Here is a 14424-nt window from a genome sequence, read left to right as displayed (position 1 = left end):
CCAGTTACTCATGCTGGCTGCGCGAATGGCGTAACGCTGACAAGCGCTTGTGAGCTTGCGATAGCCCGATGGGTGCGCACGGGACGTGTAATCGTACAGCGCCCTGGAGGTGAGGCATGACCAGTGACGATTTCGAGCGGGCGGCCAGCGCGGCCGGCTACTCGGTGGAGCGCGCACGCAACAACAGCGACGCATACGCCAGCATGGAGACCGCCAGGCTGTGGATCGAGTATCAGATGGCGGTGGCTGGCAGCAACGCTCTCCGAGCCGATGAACTGGATGCGGCCATGGCCCAGGAGGCGTGCAAATGATCCGCCTCAAGACCTATGCGCAGCGCGGCTGGCGCCTGCTGGGGGATGATCGCGTCGATCTGATCGCCTGCACGGTCCTTGCGGTTGCCAGCATTGTTCACCTGGGCGCCGGCGGCCTCTGGCTAGGGTCGCTCGGCCTTGCATGGGCAGCCATTCGCGGCCGCATCGCCTGGAGAGCGCTCGCCGATCGCCAGCAACCACCGATGGCCGCAGTCAGGGAGGGATGATGAAGCACGTTGAAGACGAAGCGGGCTTGATCGAGTTCCTTGCCAAACATCGTCCAGCGCCCTGTCTGCGCGATGCAGATGACCACAACCTGCAAGGCCCATGCAGCGCTGGCCAGTGTCAATGGCCGAATTGCTTCGCCGCCCAGGCGGCAAAGGCAAACCATGAAAACTGAGCAAATCACCTTCGACGCGCCGGAAGCGCCGTAGGCGCACCTCACCCACCCACAAACGCCGCCCAGGGCAACCTGCGCGGCGTTTTCAATGCCTGGAGCCGCCATGGGCATCATCCACGTCGTTTCCGTCTCCGGCGGCAAGGACAGCGCGGCGACCCTCCTGCTGGCGCTGCGCCGGTTCGGCCGGCATCGGGTCCGCGCAATCTTCTGCGATACCGGCAACGAGCATCAGGCGGTCCACGATTATCTGGACTACCTGGAACACACACTCGACATCACGATCCATCGTCTGCGCGCGGATTTCACCGATCGCTTCGCCGTGCACCGCGCCCGGCTCGAAGCGATTGCCGCAGGCGGACCCGACTACCACCCTACCGCCAAATTCCAGTGGACGGCGGAACGCGCAGCCCAGGCCGCGGCGCTGATGCATCCGACTGGCAATCCGTTCCTGGACCTGTGCCTGCTCAAGGGCATGTTTCCCTCCCACGGTCGGCAATTCTGCACCGAGGAGCTGAAACGCAACCCGGCGGTGGAGTATCAGATAGACCTCATCGACCAGGGCCATACCGTCGTCAGCTGGCAGGGCGTTCGCAGGGATGAATCGGCCCGACGACGAGATGTCCAGCGCTTCGAACGGATCGGCCCGGGATTTTATGCCTACCGCCCTATCGCCGACTGGACCGCAGATGCCGTTTTCGGCTTTCTGGCCCAAAACGGCGTCGAACCCAATCCGCTGTATCTCCAGGGCATGGACCGGGTCGGCTGCATGCCCTGCATCAATGTCGGCAAATCCGAGCTACGCCAGATCGCCGCGCGCTTCCCTGAGCACATCCAGCGCATCGCTGAGTGGGAAAAGCTGGTCAACGAAGTAAGCCGGTCAGGCAAAGCGAGCTTTCTCTTCAGTGGCGGATGGGAGCGCATCCACGAGCGCGTGGAGTGGGCCAAGACCAGCCGCGGCGGGCGCCAGTACGACCTGCTGGCCGGCCTGATCGAACCAACCGCCTGCGCCTCGGCGTATGGCCTGTGCGAATAGCCCTCATCACATGAGCAACTCCGCCTACTACAACGAGCGCGACCCGTTCGCAGCCCAGTGGCTCCGCAACCTGATTGCAGCCGGGCATATCGCCCCCGGCGACGTCGACGAACGCTCCATAGAGGACGTACACCCCGATGACATTCGACACTACACACAGTGCCACTTTTTCGCAGGGATCGGCGTCTGGTCCTACGCACTGCGTCGCGCTGGATGGCCCGATGATCGACCTGTTTGGACCGGTTCCTGTCCGTGCCAACCTTTCAGCGCGGCAGGCAAAGGAGCTGGGTTTGCTGACGAGCGGCACCTATGGCCAGCCTTCCACCACCTCATCAAAGAGTGTCGCCCTGCAGTCATCTTTGGAGAGCAGGTTGCGCGAGCGCCTGAATGGCTCGCACTTGTGCACAGTGACCTGGGTGCGCTGGGATACGCCATGGGGGCAATGCCTATCGAAGCCGCGAGCGCTGGCGCAGAAGGCCTCAGAGAGCGGTTTTTCTTTGTGGCCGACGCCAGCAGTCATGGATCAGATCACCCCGCGATCAGACGAGCAGTTAGCCAGGGCCAAGAGCCTGGCCGGATGCCACAACCTCAAAGACGTTTTACCCAAGCCATCCGATGCAGAGATGGAAAGACGCGTGCGTGTGAACCCGGCTTTGTCCCGTGGGTTGATGGATCTCCCGCAGTGCTGGGACGACTGCGCGCCTACGGCAATGCCATCAACGCCGAAGTAGCGCGGGTCTTCATTGAAGTAGCCATGGAGTGCATGCCATGACAGCAATCACCCTGTTTGCCTGCACCTTTGCCCTGGTGTTCGCGCTGGGCCTGCAAAGCCAATTCACCAACGGCGGCCACTACGCCGCCGCCTTTCTCAACAGCGGATTAATTGGCACCGCGCAGCTGCTGGTGCTTAAGCTCGGCCCCGACGCATCGGGCCTGGAGATCGCCGGCTACATCCTGGGCGGACCGTTCGGGATCGTCGCCGCAATGGCGGTGTTCCGCTGCTGGTTTCGGAGATCGAAATGCCTCACCGACCAACGCTGAGATACCACGGCGGAAAATGGCTGCTGGCACCGTGGATCATCCAGCATTTTCCAGACCACCGCATCTACACCGAGGCGTTCGGCGGCGCCGGCAGCGTACTGATGCGCAAACCGCGCGCGCGGATGGTCGAGGTCTACAACGACCTCGACGGCGAGATCGTCAACCTGTTCCGCGTGCTGCGCGATCAGCAGTCAGCCTCTCGGCTGGCACAGTTGCTGGCCTACACCCCCTATGCCCGAGCGGAATTCGACGAGTCGTACATCCCGACTGACGACCCCATCGAGCAGGCTCGCCGCACCGTGGTGCGATCGTTCCTGGGGTTCGGTAGCGACTCGGCATCCGGGGCGGCCTCGGGGTTTCGAGCCAACGGCAACCGCCAGTCCACCCATCCGTCACGCGACTGGGTCAACTATCCACCGGCGATCCAGGCATTTACCGAGCGGCTCGCCGGCGTGGTGATCGAATGCCGGCAGGCGGTGGACATCATCCAGCAGCACGACGCGCCGCAAACGTTGCACTACGTCGATCCGCCCTACGTCCACGGCACCCGCTCCACAGCGGTCACCCGCTCCGGCAAAGGCTATCGCCACGAGATGAGCGACCAGGATCACTGTGAGCTGGCCCGCGTGCTGCACGAATGTGCCGGCATGGTGGTGGTATCGGGCTATACCTGCCCGCTCTACGACGAGCTGTACGCCAGCTGGGAAACCAGCACGCGCGGCACACATGCCGATGGCGGACTGGATCGCGTCGAAACCCTATGGCTCAACCCCACATGCAGCCGCGCACTGCAATCAACAGGCTTATTCTCCGGAATGCTCGCATGAAACGAGATCAGATCAATCCCCTCTTGATGCTTGCCGGGCGGCAGGTGGTTGGCGAGCAGGACGCTCAACACTTCCAGCTGCTGGCCTTGTGCCACGCCCATCGCTTTGCCAGCGGCCGGGCTGATGGCATCAGCCTGGATATCCTGCTGGAGACCATGGTCGCCCTGCAGCTCATCGCCGGCGAGCTGCGCAATTGCCCGCTCTATGACAATGCATGTGCTGCCGTCACCCAGCTATCCCGCGCAGCCGAAACAGCGCATGCGCAGCAAGCCAGGGCGCTCCGACCCAGCACACAACAGCGCCGCATCATCGCCGGACTGATTGACCGCTACGTTGAGCTGCTGCCACGCATCACAGTCGGACTGCTCAATGCAGCCACCACCCGAGCACGGCTCGCCGTCACCATCCTCCGCCGTGAGGCGATTGCACTTGATCAAAACGCACCCAATGAGGCCACCCCATGATCGGCGACCCCAAAACAGGCACACTACAACACGCACGCATTGAGGGAGTCGGGCACGAAGGGCTATCGTGCTCTGCAGTCGACGGTCGACCACTGGAGTTCGCCCTGCTCGATCCAACCACAGGGGAAATCGTCGAGCACGGTCCGCACGTGGCACAAGAGGCGTTCAACGTGGCGCGCCAGGTGTATCGCAACGTGATGAAGGGTCAAGGCTGGTTGCGGGTGTTGAGCGAGCCGGCTCCGCTGACCGCACGAAAAGCTGCATAAACCAAAGCCCCTGGATCATTCCAGGGGCTTTTTCTTTGCCCGCTCTCATTGTTTATATTAAATCTCTTTTGGGCAGCCCAGGCTGACGAATCCGACTTTGGGGGAAGACATGCATACGCTCCAGCACAGGCGCCGCACCGATGGTGCGGCCAGAGAAAACAGCGCGGGCATGCCGACCGGCATGCCCGCTTGGACCGGATGCGATTGTAATTCAAGCCGTTAGGGCTTGGTAGCGGCATGGACACCGTTGCTTCGCGGTGTGATGGGATGATGTGGTGTAGCGAGTGCTGGGCAGTACGGCAATGGATCGGCGTAGGTGAGCGGCAGGCGCGGCTGTGGCATCGGCGGATTCGGTGCACGGTGGAGTGCCCGGCCGATCAGGGCCTGTTCAAAAATGCTGATGGCCTCGCTGCTTATCCGTGGTCTGCCGCCGGGGCGAGCCGGCTGTTGTCTTGTAGCCGGTCGGCCACAGCAGACGTTCATGCCCGACCCATGTCGGCCTGTCGTCGCATGGCAGACTGCCACGCTCCGGTCAGCCGCGCTCCGGCCGGTAGTGCATGGCGATCGCACCATTGCCAAGTGGCTTCACCAAGACCAAGTCGAGTCGCCTCGTGGCAGGCAGCCCGCTCTGGTAAAGGGTCGGGCCGTGGCCGGCGATCCTGGGGTGAACGAGGAACTTGTACTCGTCGATCAAATCCAGCCGGTCCAGCTCGGTCGCGAGCTTGCCGCTGCCGAGAAGCACGCCGGCCGGGGTCGCGTCCTTGAGCTTCTGTACAGCAGAGCGCAGCTCGCCGGCGATGTGGTGACTATGGGTCCATGGGAAGTCCTTGCGCGTCGAGGACACCACATACTTCGGCTTTGCCTCCAGCTTGACCGCCCATTCGCGCATCGCCCGCGGCGCCGCCACGTCACCGCGGGCGACCGCCGGCCAGTAGCGCTCCATCATCTCGTAGGTGACGCGCCCCCACAGCATCGCCCCGCTCTCGTCCATCAGGCGGGTGAAGAAGGCACGTGTCTCGTCGTCGACGATGCCTTCCTGGTGATCGACGCAGCCGTCCAGGGTAATGTTGATACTGAAGGTCAAAAGTCCCATGGTGTCTTCCGTTTGAGATGCGCTGCGAGACGCGTGCCGTCTTGCTGCAGGGGCACGGCCCGATTCGCCAAGTGGCCAGGTTTCCAAACCAGCCACCGCAAAGCCCGGCTTGGGCATTTGATGCCCCTTGAATAGGGCAGGGGCTAACTTAAATGATAGATAATCCTGAACATGATGAAGACCACAATTACTGCCTTTGCCACGGAGGCAAAGAATACAGACTGGGTGTTCGGCGCACATCTGAAAACAAATAAGACGGAAAAAACCGCATGCAATATGATTAACACCAATAGCGGAAACAACAACGAAAAGTAAATCGACCCATACACTTCCCAATGGAGAGTAGTGGATAGAAACATCGCCAAAGCAAAGTAGCCGCCACCCAGAACCCTGAGCCAGATATACCCACCTACGACAAAGCCCCACCATACAACCCATAGCGGTGCCTGCCCCCGAAATGCGCTAGTGAAAAAATGCCTCAATTTACCCAACATTTAATTGATTGACACTCAGGCGAGTAAATCATCAAGGAGAAGGACACAAAAAAAGCGACGCAATACGGCTATCTTTATGACATTTCTACCGGCGCTGTCATATATCGACATCAATCATACGGGCATGGCATCCCTTACGCATCAACATGACTCTCGTATTGGGCAGGATGCCAGAAAGCGGCATGTTACGCCGATAGTCCCTGCTCCAACACCCCTGTTCCACCGTGCCATGTAGGAACACACTGACACCCCTCTTCCGCCATGCCTGATAGCCGCTCCATCTGGACAAGGCGCACATTGGAACATCATCCTGAGCCAAGGAGCCCATCATGCAGACGGCAAATCGAGAGCTGGTCGACCTGGAAAACCGATTCTGGCAGGCACTGGTGGATGACGATACGGATACCGCCATTTCCATGCTGGCCGAACCTTCCATCCTGGTCAGCTCGCATGGCGCAATGACATTCGACCGCGACGCGTTCCGGCAGATGGCGGAACAGGCGCCAATGGTGGTCAGGTCATTTGAGCTGAGCGAGATCCAGGTGGCACGCCCCAGCGAGGACACCGCGGTCGTCACCTACCGGGTGAAGCAGTCGGTGGCCAAGCGCGGTCAATCCGACGAGGTCACCGAGGACATGGCGGATTCGTCGGTCTGGGTGCGCAAAAGCGGCAACTGGCAGTGCGTGATGCATACGGAGACCGCCCTTTCCAGCCATTAGGCGCGCAGTACCTGTCCCTGCCCGATCAAGCGTCCCACTTTTGCTGGCGAGCCCCGGCGGGTATCACCACAACCGCCACTCAACCGCAGAAGAAGACGCTGATCGAAGCGGGAGACGCATAGGCGACTTCTTCGACGACAAAGCCTGGGGAGCCGTACTCGGAAAGGGCTGTTGCAAATATCCCGCCGATGGCGGCCTCTTCCTTGGAACTGGCGCGGATCAGGTTCCTATGGATCTGATAACCGCTTCTGCTATTGACGCCTTTGGGAAGCTTCCTGACCCGCCATTCGCCTTTTGCTTCGGGGTCCAGCGTTTTCAATGCCTTGGCTTGCGTAGCCGCTGCGAGTGCAGCATTTGGATTTGCAGCATCCTCGCACCAGAAGAGGTTGTAGTTGAGCGAACCCCAGCGCGGGCTGGAGGCATTGCCCTTGCTGGCCCAGACCTGCAATTGTTGATTGCTCACCGCGGCTGCCGGCGCATTTTCCGCTGATTCCACATCGAAAAGCGCCGCATCCACGCTTTCCTTGATGACACAGGCCTGCTGCGCCACCTGCGCCCCGGATCGCTTGCCCTGCACCTCCAGAGCAACCGCGATCGCGTCCCACAACCGGTCACGCACCGGCTGGTTGGGAATGGCAAGGACCAGTGCCGACACGGCGGTCAGGCGGTTCACCAGCATTTCATCCGACTGGTCCTGGGTCTTGTAGATATCGGTCAGCTCGGAAAACACCTTCAGCATCATATCGAGGTCCAGCTTGCGTTCCTCACGCCCGCTTTCAGCCTTGCTGATCTCCACCTTCAACGCTTCCACCCGTGAATTCTGCTGATCGACCTGGATCTTCAGCACAATGCCCCACAGATCGTGGCTGCGACAGCGGCAAGCGCGCCAACGATATTGAGCAACCGATCCACGGTGCGAAAACCGGTCTGCTTGCCGCCAGCAGGATGGTCATCCGTCATTTGCCACTCCGTTCCTCAACACTGCCACAAAGACCAACCGTCAATGCATCAGGCATCCGTTGCTCGTTCCCGCCACACCGATGTCATGAGCCGACAATGGAACCGGATTTCGATGAAGGGCTAGGACTGCTGTTTGGTGTATTTCTTGTACGCCTCCGCCAATTTCCTGTCGTAGCTGTTCTTCCAGTATTCCGGTCCGTTATAGCGTCGGGAAAACTCCACCCAATCCTTGCTGCGCAACGCCCCTCCCAAGCCGACCTGTCTTATATAGGCCACCAGCGCTTCAAGATGCCGCCCTTCGCTTTCCTGCATCTCGTCATAGAACGCATCCACCGATGCGCATCCGCATAGGGCGAAATTGAACCCCATGATCTGGAATTTGCCGTAGCTCGCCGACATCCGTGCGGCGGCCTTGTCCAATGCCTCGGCCTTGGTCAGGCGGTCATATTCGCCCACACCGCCGACATAATATTGTCTTGTCCATTTCGGATAATTGATATCCGACTGCAGATGCCTGCCCTTGGTGTATTTGTAGAAAACGTGCCCTTCGAAAAGAATCTTTGCCCGCCCATCGGACAGGAACCCGGCTCCGGCGCTCTCGACATCGGCAATGGCCTTGATGGCCGCGATATCGCATTTGATCTCGAAAGCCGCCGCTTCAAAATCATGCTCGTCTAATAACTTGCTCATGGCCCCTCCACCTATCGGGGTTGAAATACGTATTCAAATAGCAGGGTCAGCCATACCGCCGCCGACTCGTCAATGTTTTCCAATGAATAGAGAATTGCACCGGGCGCTGCAGTCAGGCTTGCCGATTTCACCTGCGCGTTCCAGGGCGAGGGCGCATGCCTATTGGGGTTGCATCAGCCATTGCATCCATGTGGATGTGGACGCCATTGCCACGCGCAGAAATTGCTCAACCACCCCTGATTCGTACGGTGCAAGGCAAGCAGACATGCCAAGCAAATATAGCCACCGGCCTGGGCAGCGCAAGCCAGCCCATGCTCCGTTCATCCTGAAAGGAATAAGACGCAAAACGGGGGCAACGCCCCCCTTCTGCGCAGCTGCCCTGCCTGTTTGAGGGCTATACAGGGTAATCGATGCCGCTGCTGCAAGCGGCACCGGCGGGTGCGAATAGTTGCACCGGACGGCCCATAGGCGTGGGCGGGAAAGTGGCCACCGATATGGCTGGCAACCTGCTCCAGCGCAGCCCGGTGTGGGCGCGCGACGGCATGCTGATGCCGGCAGTACTCAGGCCGCGTTTTTTTCCATACGATTCCTTGCAATCTGCCTACACGCTGCTTTAATGGGTTGGCGCAGCCGGCCTTGCGCCGGCCAAGCGTGTTCCGATCCAAAACCAATGATTGAGCAAGGAAGACTGGACCATGAAAAGACTGACTGCATTGCTTGCCGGCCTGGGGATGCTGCTGGCCGTTTCGGCACCTGCTTCGGCCGAGTCGCTGTGGTGCGAAATCAAGCGCAATGTGTGCGAACAGGGCTCGACCAATCAGGTCTGCATCTACGCCTATCAGTACTGTCCGGACTGACGCGGCAGCAATGCTGCGGCGCCACCCATACGGGGGGCGGCGCGCCATGCAAAACGCCACCCGAGGGTGGCGTTTTGCATCCAGCAATACAGGCTGAGGTTACTTCACGAGACCCTTGCTCTTGAGCAGTTCGAACATGGTCTTGCCGATCTCGGCCGGGCTGCGGGTATACGCGATGCCGGCGCGCTCGAATGCCTTGAACTTCTCCTCGGCCGTGCCCTTGCCGCCGGAGATGATGGCACCGGCATGGCCCATGCGCTTGCCCTTGGGCGCGGTCACACCAGCGATGTAGCCGACCACCGGCTTCTTGACGTAGCTCTTGGCGAATTCGGCCGCTTCTTCCTCGGCGGTGCCGCCGATCTCGCCGATCATCACGATGGCGTCGGTATCCGGATCGTCCTGGAACAGCTTCAGCGCATCGATATGGCTGGTGCCCGGGATCGGATCGCCACCGATGCCGATGCAGGTCGACTGGCCCAGGCCCAGCGCGGTGGTCTGCGCCACGGCTTCATAGGTCAGCGTGCCGGAGCGCGAGACGATACCGATGCGGCCCGGGTTATGGATGTGCCACGGCATGATGCCGATCTTGCACTCGCCCGGGGTGATCACGCCGGGGCAGTTCGGGCCGATCAGTCGGATGCCGGCTTCGTCCACGGCCTTCTTCACGTACAGCATGTCCAGGGTCGGCACGCCTTCGGTGATGCAGACGATCAGCTTCACACCCGAATCGATGGCTTCGAGGATGGAATCCTTGGCGAAGGCCGCGGGCACGTAGATCACCGAGGCATCGGCTTGTGTGGCGCGCACCGCGTCCTTCATGGTGTTGAACACCGGCAGGCCCAGGTGCTCGCTGCCACCCTTGCCCGGGGTCACGCCGCCGACCACCTTGGTACCGACCTTCAGCGCCTGTTCGGCGTGGAAGGTGCCGTTCTTGCCGGTGAAACCTTGCACCAGCACTTTCGTGTCTTTGTTGACGAGAACGCTCATGATTTTTCCTTGTGAGGTGTGAGGGGTGAGGGGTGAGGGGTAAAACCTCACACATCACCATCACGACCTGTTCATCTCAAATAGTGCCGGGAAAGGAATTAGCAGCGGGGTTGCACCTCACTCCTAACGCCTCACTCCTCACAGATCTACAGGGCGGCAACGGCAGCAACGATCTTCTCGGCCGCATCGTTCAGGCCCTGGGCCGAGGTCAGCTTGAGGCCGGATTCGTCGAGGATCTTGGCGCCAAGTTCAGCGTTGTTGCCCTCCAGACGCACCACCACCGGCACGGTCACGTTCACTTCCTTCACTGCGGCGATGATGGCCTCGGCGATCATGTCGCAACGGACGATGCCGCCGAAGATGTTGATCAGCACGCCCTTGACCGAGGTATCGGCCAGGATCAGCTTGAAGGCTTCGATCACGCGCTCCTTGGTGGCGCCGCCGCCCACGTCCAGGAAGTTGGCCGGCTGGCCGCCCTTGAGCTTGATGATGTCCATGGTGGCCATCGCGAGGCCGGCGCCGTTCACCATGCAGCCGATGTTGCCTTCCAGTGCCACGTAGTTCAGATCGAACTCGGAGGCCTTCACCTCGCGCTCGTTCTCCTGGCTCTTGTCGCGCTGGGCCAAGAGGGCCGGGTGGCGATAGAGGGCGTTGGAGTCGAGGTTGATCTTGCCGTCGACGCAGGCGAGCTGGCCGTTTTCACGCAGTGCCAGCGGGTTCACTTCGAACAGCGCGAAGTCATTCTCGACGAAGGCCTTGTAGGCACCCAGCATCAGCTTGGAAAACGCGGCGACCTGGTCACCGGCAAGGCCCAGCGCAAACGCAGCGTCGCGACTCTGGAACGGCTGCATGCCGACCAGCGGATCGACTTCGATCTTGATGATCTTTTCCGGGGTTTCCTCGGCGACCTTCTCGATCTCGACGCCACCTTCGGTCGACACCATGAACACCACGCGCTGCGAGCCGCGATCGACCACGGCGCCCAGGTAAAGCTCGCGCTGCACCGGGTACATGTCTTCACACACCAGCACCGAGTTCACCGGCTGGCCGGCCGCGTCGGTCTGGTAGGTCACCAGATTGGTGCCGATCAGGCGCTGGGCTTCGGCAGCGGCTTCTTCGCGGCTCTTCACCACCTTGACACCACCGGCCTTGCCGCGGCCGCCGGCATGCACCTGGGCCTTGACGACGGCGAACTTGCCGCCGAGTTGATCGTAGGCCGCGGCCGCTTCTTCGGCCGAGGTGGCCAGGATGCCCTTCTGGACCGGCAGGCCGTATTTGGCCAGCAGTTCCTTGGCTTGGTATTCATGCAAGTTCATCTTCGTTCCCTATGAGAGAAGTGGTAACAGGGAAGGGAGAAGGGGAAGTTGTCGGGGAAGGGAGAAGGGAGAAGGGAGAAGGGTTGTTACCCTTCCCTCTTCCCTCTTCTCTCTTCCCGTCGTGTCCTTCCTCTTCCCTCTTCTCGGGGATTTAGCTGTGCAGGCCGCGCTTGTCGACGCCAAGGGCCGCCTCATGCAAGGCTTCCGAGAGCGACGGGTGGGCGTGGACGATGCGGGCGATGTCTTCCGAGCTGGCGTTGAACTCCATCGCCACCACGGCTTCGGTGATCAGCTCCGAGGCATAGGGGCCGATGATGTGTACGCCGAGGATACGGTCGGTCTTGGCATCGGCCAGCATCTTGACGAAGCCGGCAGTCTCACCAAGACCCAGTGCACGGCCGTTCGGGCTGAACGGGAACTGGCCCTTGCGGTAGTCGACGCCTTCCTTCTTCAGCTGCTGCTCGGTCTTGCCGACCCAGGCCATCTCGGGACTGGTATAGATCACCCACGGCACGGTGTTGAAATCGATATGCGGATGCTGGCCGGCCAGACGCTCGGCCACCGCCACACCTTCCTCGGAGGCCTTGTGCGCCAGCATCGGGCCGCGCACCACGTCACCGATCGCCCACAGGTTGGGCAGGCTGGTACGGCACGCATCATCGACCACGACGAAGCCACGCTCGTCGAGCGGCAGCTGCACCGCGTCGGCGGCCAGGTTCCAGGTATTGGGCACCCGGCCGATGGCGACGATCAGCTTGTCGAAGGTCTCGCTGTATTCCTTGCCCTCGCTGTCGGCGTAGCTGACCGTGACATTGTTCTTGCCCGGCTTCACTTCGCCGATCTTCACCGAGGTGCTGATCCTGAGGCCCAGGTCCTTGGTGAAGATCTTCTGCGCTTCCTTGGCTACCGCCTCGTCAGCGGCGAGCAGGAAACCCGGCGCGGCTTCGAGGATGGTGACGTCGGCACCGAGCCGCTTCCACACCGAGCCCATTTCCAGGCCGATCACGCCGGCGCCGATCACGCCAAGCTTCTTCGGCACCTCGGGAATCGCCAGTGCACCCTCGTTGTCGAGGATCAGCTTGTTGTCGGTCGGGGTGCCCGGCAGTTGGCGCGGCACCGAGCCGGTGGCGATGATCACGTGGGTGGCGGTCACGGTCTCGGTCGCCTCGCCGGCGACCTCGATCTGCCACGCGCCATCCTTGTGCGCCAAGAGCTTGCCGTGGCCGAACAGCGCGGTCACCTTGTTCTTCTTCAACAGATAGGCAACACCCTGCGTGAGCTTGGCGACGATGCCGTCCTTGCGCTCCAGCATCTTCTTCACATCGAACTGGGCGCCGGTCACCGAGATGCCATGCGCTTCGAACTTGTGCTCGATACGCTCCCAGTTCTCGGACGATTCGAGCAGCGCCTTGGACGGGATGCAGCCGACATTGAGGCAGGTGCCACCCAGGCTCTGCTTGCCTTCCTTGTTCTTGAACTCGTCGATGCAGGCGGTCTTGAACCCGAGCTGCGCGGCACGGATCGCCGCCACATAGCCGCCGGGCCCGGCGCCGATGACAACGACATCGAATTGTTGGGACATGGTAAAAACCTGTGAGGTGTGAGGGGTTAGGTGTGAGGGGTATTGCTGCACTCACACCATCCGGATTGATCACAGGGGCTGGAGCAAAGAGCGGCTTTGACACCTCCCTCCTCACTCCTCACCCCTCACTCAATTACAGATCCAAAAGCAAACGTGCCGGGTCTTCGATCGCTTCCTTGATCGCGACCAGCGACAGCACGGCTTCGCGGCCGTCGATGATGCGGTGGTCGTACGACTGCGCCAGGTACATCATCGGACGCACCACGATCTCGCCGTTCTCGACCACGGCACGCTCCTTGGTGGCATGCATGCCGAGGATGGCCGATTGCGGCGGGTTGATGATGGGGGTGGACATCATCGAACCGAAGGTGCCGCCGTTGGAGATGGTGTAGGTGCCGCCGGTGAGTTCCTCGACCGTGAGCTTGCCTTCCTGGGCGCGCTTGCCGAAGTCGGCGATGGTCTTCTCGATGTCGGCAAGGGAGAGCTGATCCGCATTGCGGATGATCGGCACCACGAGGCCACGCGGCGAGCCGACCGCCACGCCGATGTCGAAGTAGCCATGGTAGACAATGTCGTTGCCGTCGACCGAGGCGTTGACGATCGGGTACTTCTTCAGCGCGGCGACCACGGCCTTGACGAAGAAACCCATGAAGCCGAGCTTCACGCCGTGTTCCTTCTCGAAGCGGTCCTTGTACTTGTTGCGCAGGTCCATCACCGGCTTCATGTTCACTTCATTGAAGGTGGTGAGGATGGCGTTGGTCTGCTGCGACTGCAGCAGACGCTCGGCAACCCGCTGGCGCAGGCGGCTCATCGGCACGCGCTGTTCGGGGCGTTCGCCCTGGGCCACCGCCACCGGCGCTGCGGCCGGTGCCGGTGCGGCGGGCTTGCTGCCGCCGGCGACGGCGTTCTGCACGTCTTCCTTGAGCACGCGGCCGCCGCGGCCCGAGCCTTCCACCTTGGAAAGGTCGACATTGTTGTCGGCGGCAAGCTTCTTGGCGGCGGGCATCACCGCGGTGCCGAAGCCGACAGCCGAGGCCTCGACGCCGGCGGCCTTGGCGGCTGCCTCGACGCGCTTTTGCTCCTGCGACGGGGCCGGCGCAGCCGGAGCCGGCGCGGCAGCACCGGCCTTGGCCTCGGTATCGATGGTGGCGATCACTTCGTTGCTGGTGACGGTGTCACCGTCCTTCTTGACGATGGACACCAGCACCCCGGCCTGCGGCGCGGGGATTTCGAGCACGACCTTGTCGGTCTCGATATCGATCAGGTTCTCGTCGCGCGCGACCGCTTCGCCTTCCTTCTTCTTCCACTGCAGCAGCGTCGCTTCCGATACCGATTCGGGCAGTTGCGGCACCTTGATTTCTACGATCATCTTTCAAATCTCCAA

The 14424-nt window shown here is 61.4% G+C and carries 18 protein-coding genes; 11 read left to right on the top strand and 7 right to left on the bottom strand.

The window, feature by feature from the left end:
• The first annotated feature begins 116 nt into the window (after window positions 1-116).
• From N8I74_RS10865 to N8I74_RS10825, 9 genes are all read left to right on the top strand, one after another.
• Entirely contained in the window at window positions 117-311 is a 195-nt protein-coding gene (locus N8I74_RS10865; protein ID WP_263123090.1) for a hypothetical protein, read from the top strand.
• Window positions 308-538 (top strand): hypothetical protein, encoded by a 231-nt coding sequence (locus tag N8I74_RS10860; protein WP_263123089.1) that lies wholly within the window; start codon window positions 308-310, stop codon window positions 536-538. Before N8I74_RS10865 ends, N8I74_RS10860 begins: the two co-directional genes overlap by 4 nt.
• Window positions 538-711: a hypothetical protein gene (locus N8I74_RS10855; RefSeq protein WP_263123088.1), complete on the top strand. Its 174-nt coding sequence runs from the start codon at window positions 538-540 to the stop codon at window positions 709-711. Before N8I74_RS10860 ends, N8I74_RS10855 begins: the two co-directional genes overlap by 1 nt.
• A 103-nt stretch (window positions 712-814) precedes the next feature.
• The gene (locus tag N8I74_RS10850) at window positions 815-1744 is read left to right on the top strand and encodes a phosphoadenosine phosphosulfate reductase family protein (RefSeq protein WP_263123087.1); all 930 of its coding nucleotides are present in this window, start codon (window positions 815-817) and stop codon (window positions 1742-1744) included.
• Window positions 1728-2516 carry a DNA cytosine methyltransferase gene (locus N8I74_RS19475; RefSeq protein WP_408611812.1) on the top strand — a complete coding sequence of 263 codons (789 nt, stop codon included), beginning with the start codon at window positions 1728-1730 and terminating at the stop codon, window positions 2514-2516. Before N8I74_RS10850 ends, N8I74_RS19475 begins: the two co-directional genes overlap by 17 nt.
• Entirely contained in the window at window positions 2513-2785 is a 273-nt protein-coding gene (locus tag N8I74_RS10840; protein WP_263123084.1) for a hypothetical protein, read from the top strand. Before N8I74_RS19475 ends, N8I74_RS10840 begins: the two co-directional genes overlap by 4 nt.
• The gene (locus N8I74_RS10835; RefSeq protein WP_263123083.1) at window positions 2764-3612 is read left to right on the top strand and encodes a DNA adenine methylase; all 849 of its coding nucleotides are present in this window, start codon (window positions 2764-2766) and stop codon (window positions 3610-3612) included. Before N8I74_RS10840 ends, N8I74_RS10835 begins: the two co-directional genes overlap by 22 nt.
• Window positions 3609-4076 carry a hypothetical protein gene (locus N8I74_RS10830; RefSeq protein WP_263123082.1) on the top strand — a complete coding sequence of 156 codons (468 nt, stop codon included), beginning with the start codon at window positions 3609-3611 and terminating at the stop codon, window positions 4074-4076. The genes N8I74_RS10835 and N8I74_RS10830 overlap by 4 nt, the downstream gene beginning before the upstream one ends.
• The gene (locus N8I74_RS10825) at window positions 4073-4342 is read left to right on the top strand and encodes a hypothetical protein (RefSeq protein WP_263123080.1); all 270 of its coding nucleotides are present in this window, start codon (window positions 4073-4075) and stop codon (window positions 4340-4342) included. The genes N8I74_RS10830 and N8I74_RS10825 overlap by 4 nt, the downstream gene beginning before the upstream one ends.
• Window positions 4343-4874: 532 nt before the next feature.
• Here the strand turns inward: N8I74_RS10825 and N8I74_RS10820 are convergent.
• Window positions 4875-5435 carry a dihydrofolate reductase family protein gene (locus N8I74_RS10820; RefSeq protein WP_263123078.1) on the bottom strand — a complete coding sequence of 187 codons (561 nt, stop codon included), beginning with the start codon at window positions 5433-5435 and terminating at the stop codon, window positions 4875-4877.
• A gap of 823 nt (window positions 5436-6258) precedes the next feature.
• On the opposite strand from N8I74_RS10820, the gene N8I74_RS10815 reads away from it, so the two are divergent.
• The gene (locus tag N8I74_RS10815; RefSeq protein WP_263123077.1) at window positions 6259-6648 is read left to right on the top strand and encodes a nuclear transport factor 2 family protein; all 390 of its coding nucleotides are present in this window, start codon (window positions 6259-6261) and stop codon (window positions 6646-6648) included.
• A 79-nt stretch (window positions 6649-6727) separates the two neighbouring features.
• Here N8I74_RS10815 and N8I74_RS10810 read toward each other — a convergent pair whose 3' ends face one another.
• Together N8I74_RS10810 and N8I74_RS10805 are read right to left on the bottom strand one after the other, a co-directional pair.
• Window positions 6728-7495 carry a hypothetical protein gene (locus tag N8I74_RS10810; RefSeq protein WP_263123076.1) on the bottom strand — a complete coding sequence of 256 codons (768 nt, stop codon included), beginning with the start codon at window positions 7493-7495 and terminating at the stop codon, window positions 6728-6730.
• 233 nt (window positions 7496-7728) lie between these two features.
• Window positions 7729-8298, bottom strand: a complete 570-nt coding sequence (locus tag N8I74_RS10805; protein ID WP_263123074.1) for an N-acetylmuramidase family protein — start codon at window positions 8296-8298, stop codon at window positions 7729-7731.
• 695 nt (window positions 8299-8993) lie between these two features.
• Between N8I74_RS10805 and N8I74_RS10800 the strand changes: the two genes are divergently transcribed.
• A complete protein-coding gene (locus N8I74_RS10800; RefSeq protein WP_263123072.1) occupies window positions 8994-9155 on the top strand; it encodes a hypothetical protein in 162 nt (53 codons plus the stop codon).
• A 99-nt stretch (window positions 9156-9254) separates the two neighbouring features.
• On the opposite strand, the gene sucD is transcribed toward N8I74_RS10800, so the two are convergent.
• The 4 genes from sucD to odhB form a co-directional block, all read right to left on the bottom strand.
• Window positions 9255-10142, bottom strand: a complete 888-nt coding sequence (sucD, locus tag N8I74_RS10795; protein ID WP_263123071.1) for a succinate--CoA ligase subunit alpha — start codon at window positions 10140-10142, stop codon at window positions 9255-9257.
• Between the two features lie 146 nt (window positions 10143-10288).
• Window positions 10289-11458 carry an ADP-forming succinate--CoA ligase subunit beta gene (gene sucC, locus N8I74_RS10790; protein WP_263123070.1) on the bottom strand — a complete coding sequence of 390 codons (1170 nt, stop codon included), beginning with the start codon at window positions 11456-11458 and terminating at the stop codon, window positions 10289-10291.
• Between the two features lie 151 nt (window positions 11459-11609).
• Window positions 11610-13040: a dihydrolipoyl dehydrogenase gene (gene lpdA / locus N8I74_RS10785; protein WP_263123069.1), complete on the bottom strand. Its 1431-nt coding sequence runs from the start codon at window positions 13038-13040 to the stop codon at window positions 11610-11612.
• 133 nt (window positions 13041-13173) lie between these two features.
• The gene (odhB, locus tag N8I74_RS10780) at window positions 13174-14409 is read right to left on the bottom strand and encodes a 2-oxoglutarate dehydrogenase complex dihydrolipoyllysine-residue succinyltransferase (protein WP_263123068.1); all 1236 of its coding nucleotides are present in this window, start codon (window positions 14407-14409) and stop codon (window positions 13174-13176) included.
• Window positions 14410-14424: the final 15 nt, after the last annotated feature.

The organism is Chitiniphilus purpureus, from assembly GCF_025642115.1.
In the GTDB taxonomy this organism is placed as follows: domain Bacteria; phylum Pseudomonadota; class Gammaproteobacteria; order Burkholderiales; family Chitinibacteraceae; genus Chitiniphilus; species Chitiniphilus purpureus.
The sequence above is the reverse complement of the archived record's forward strand: the minus strand, read 5'-3'. Positions and strand labels throughout refer to the sequence as shown.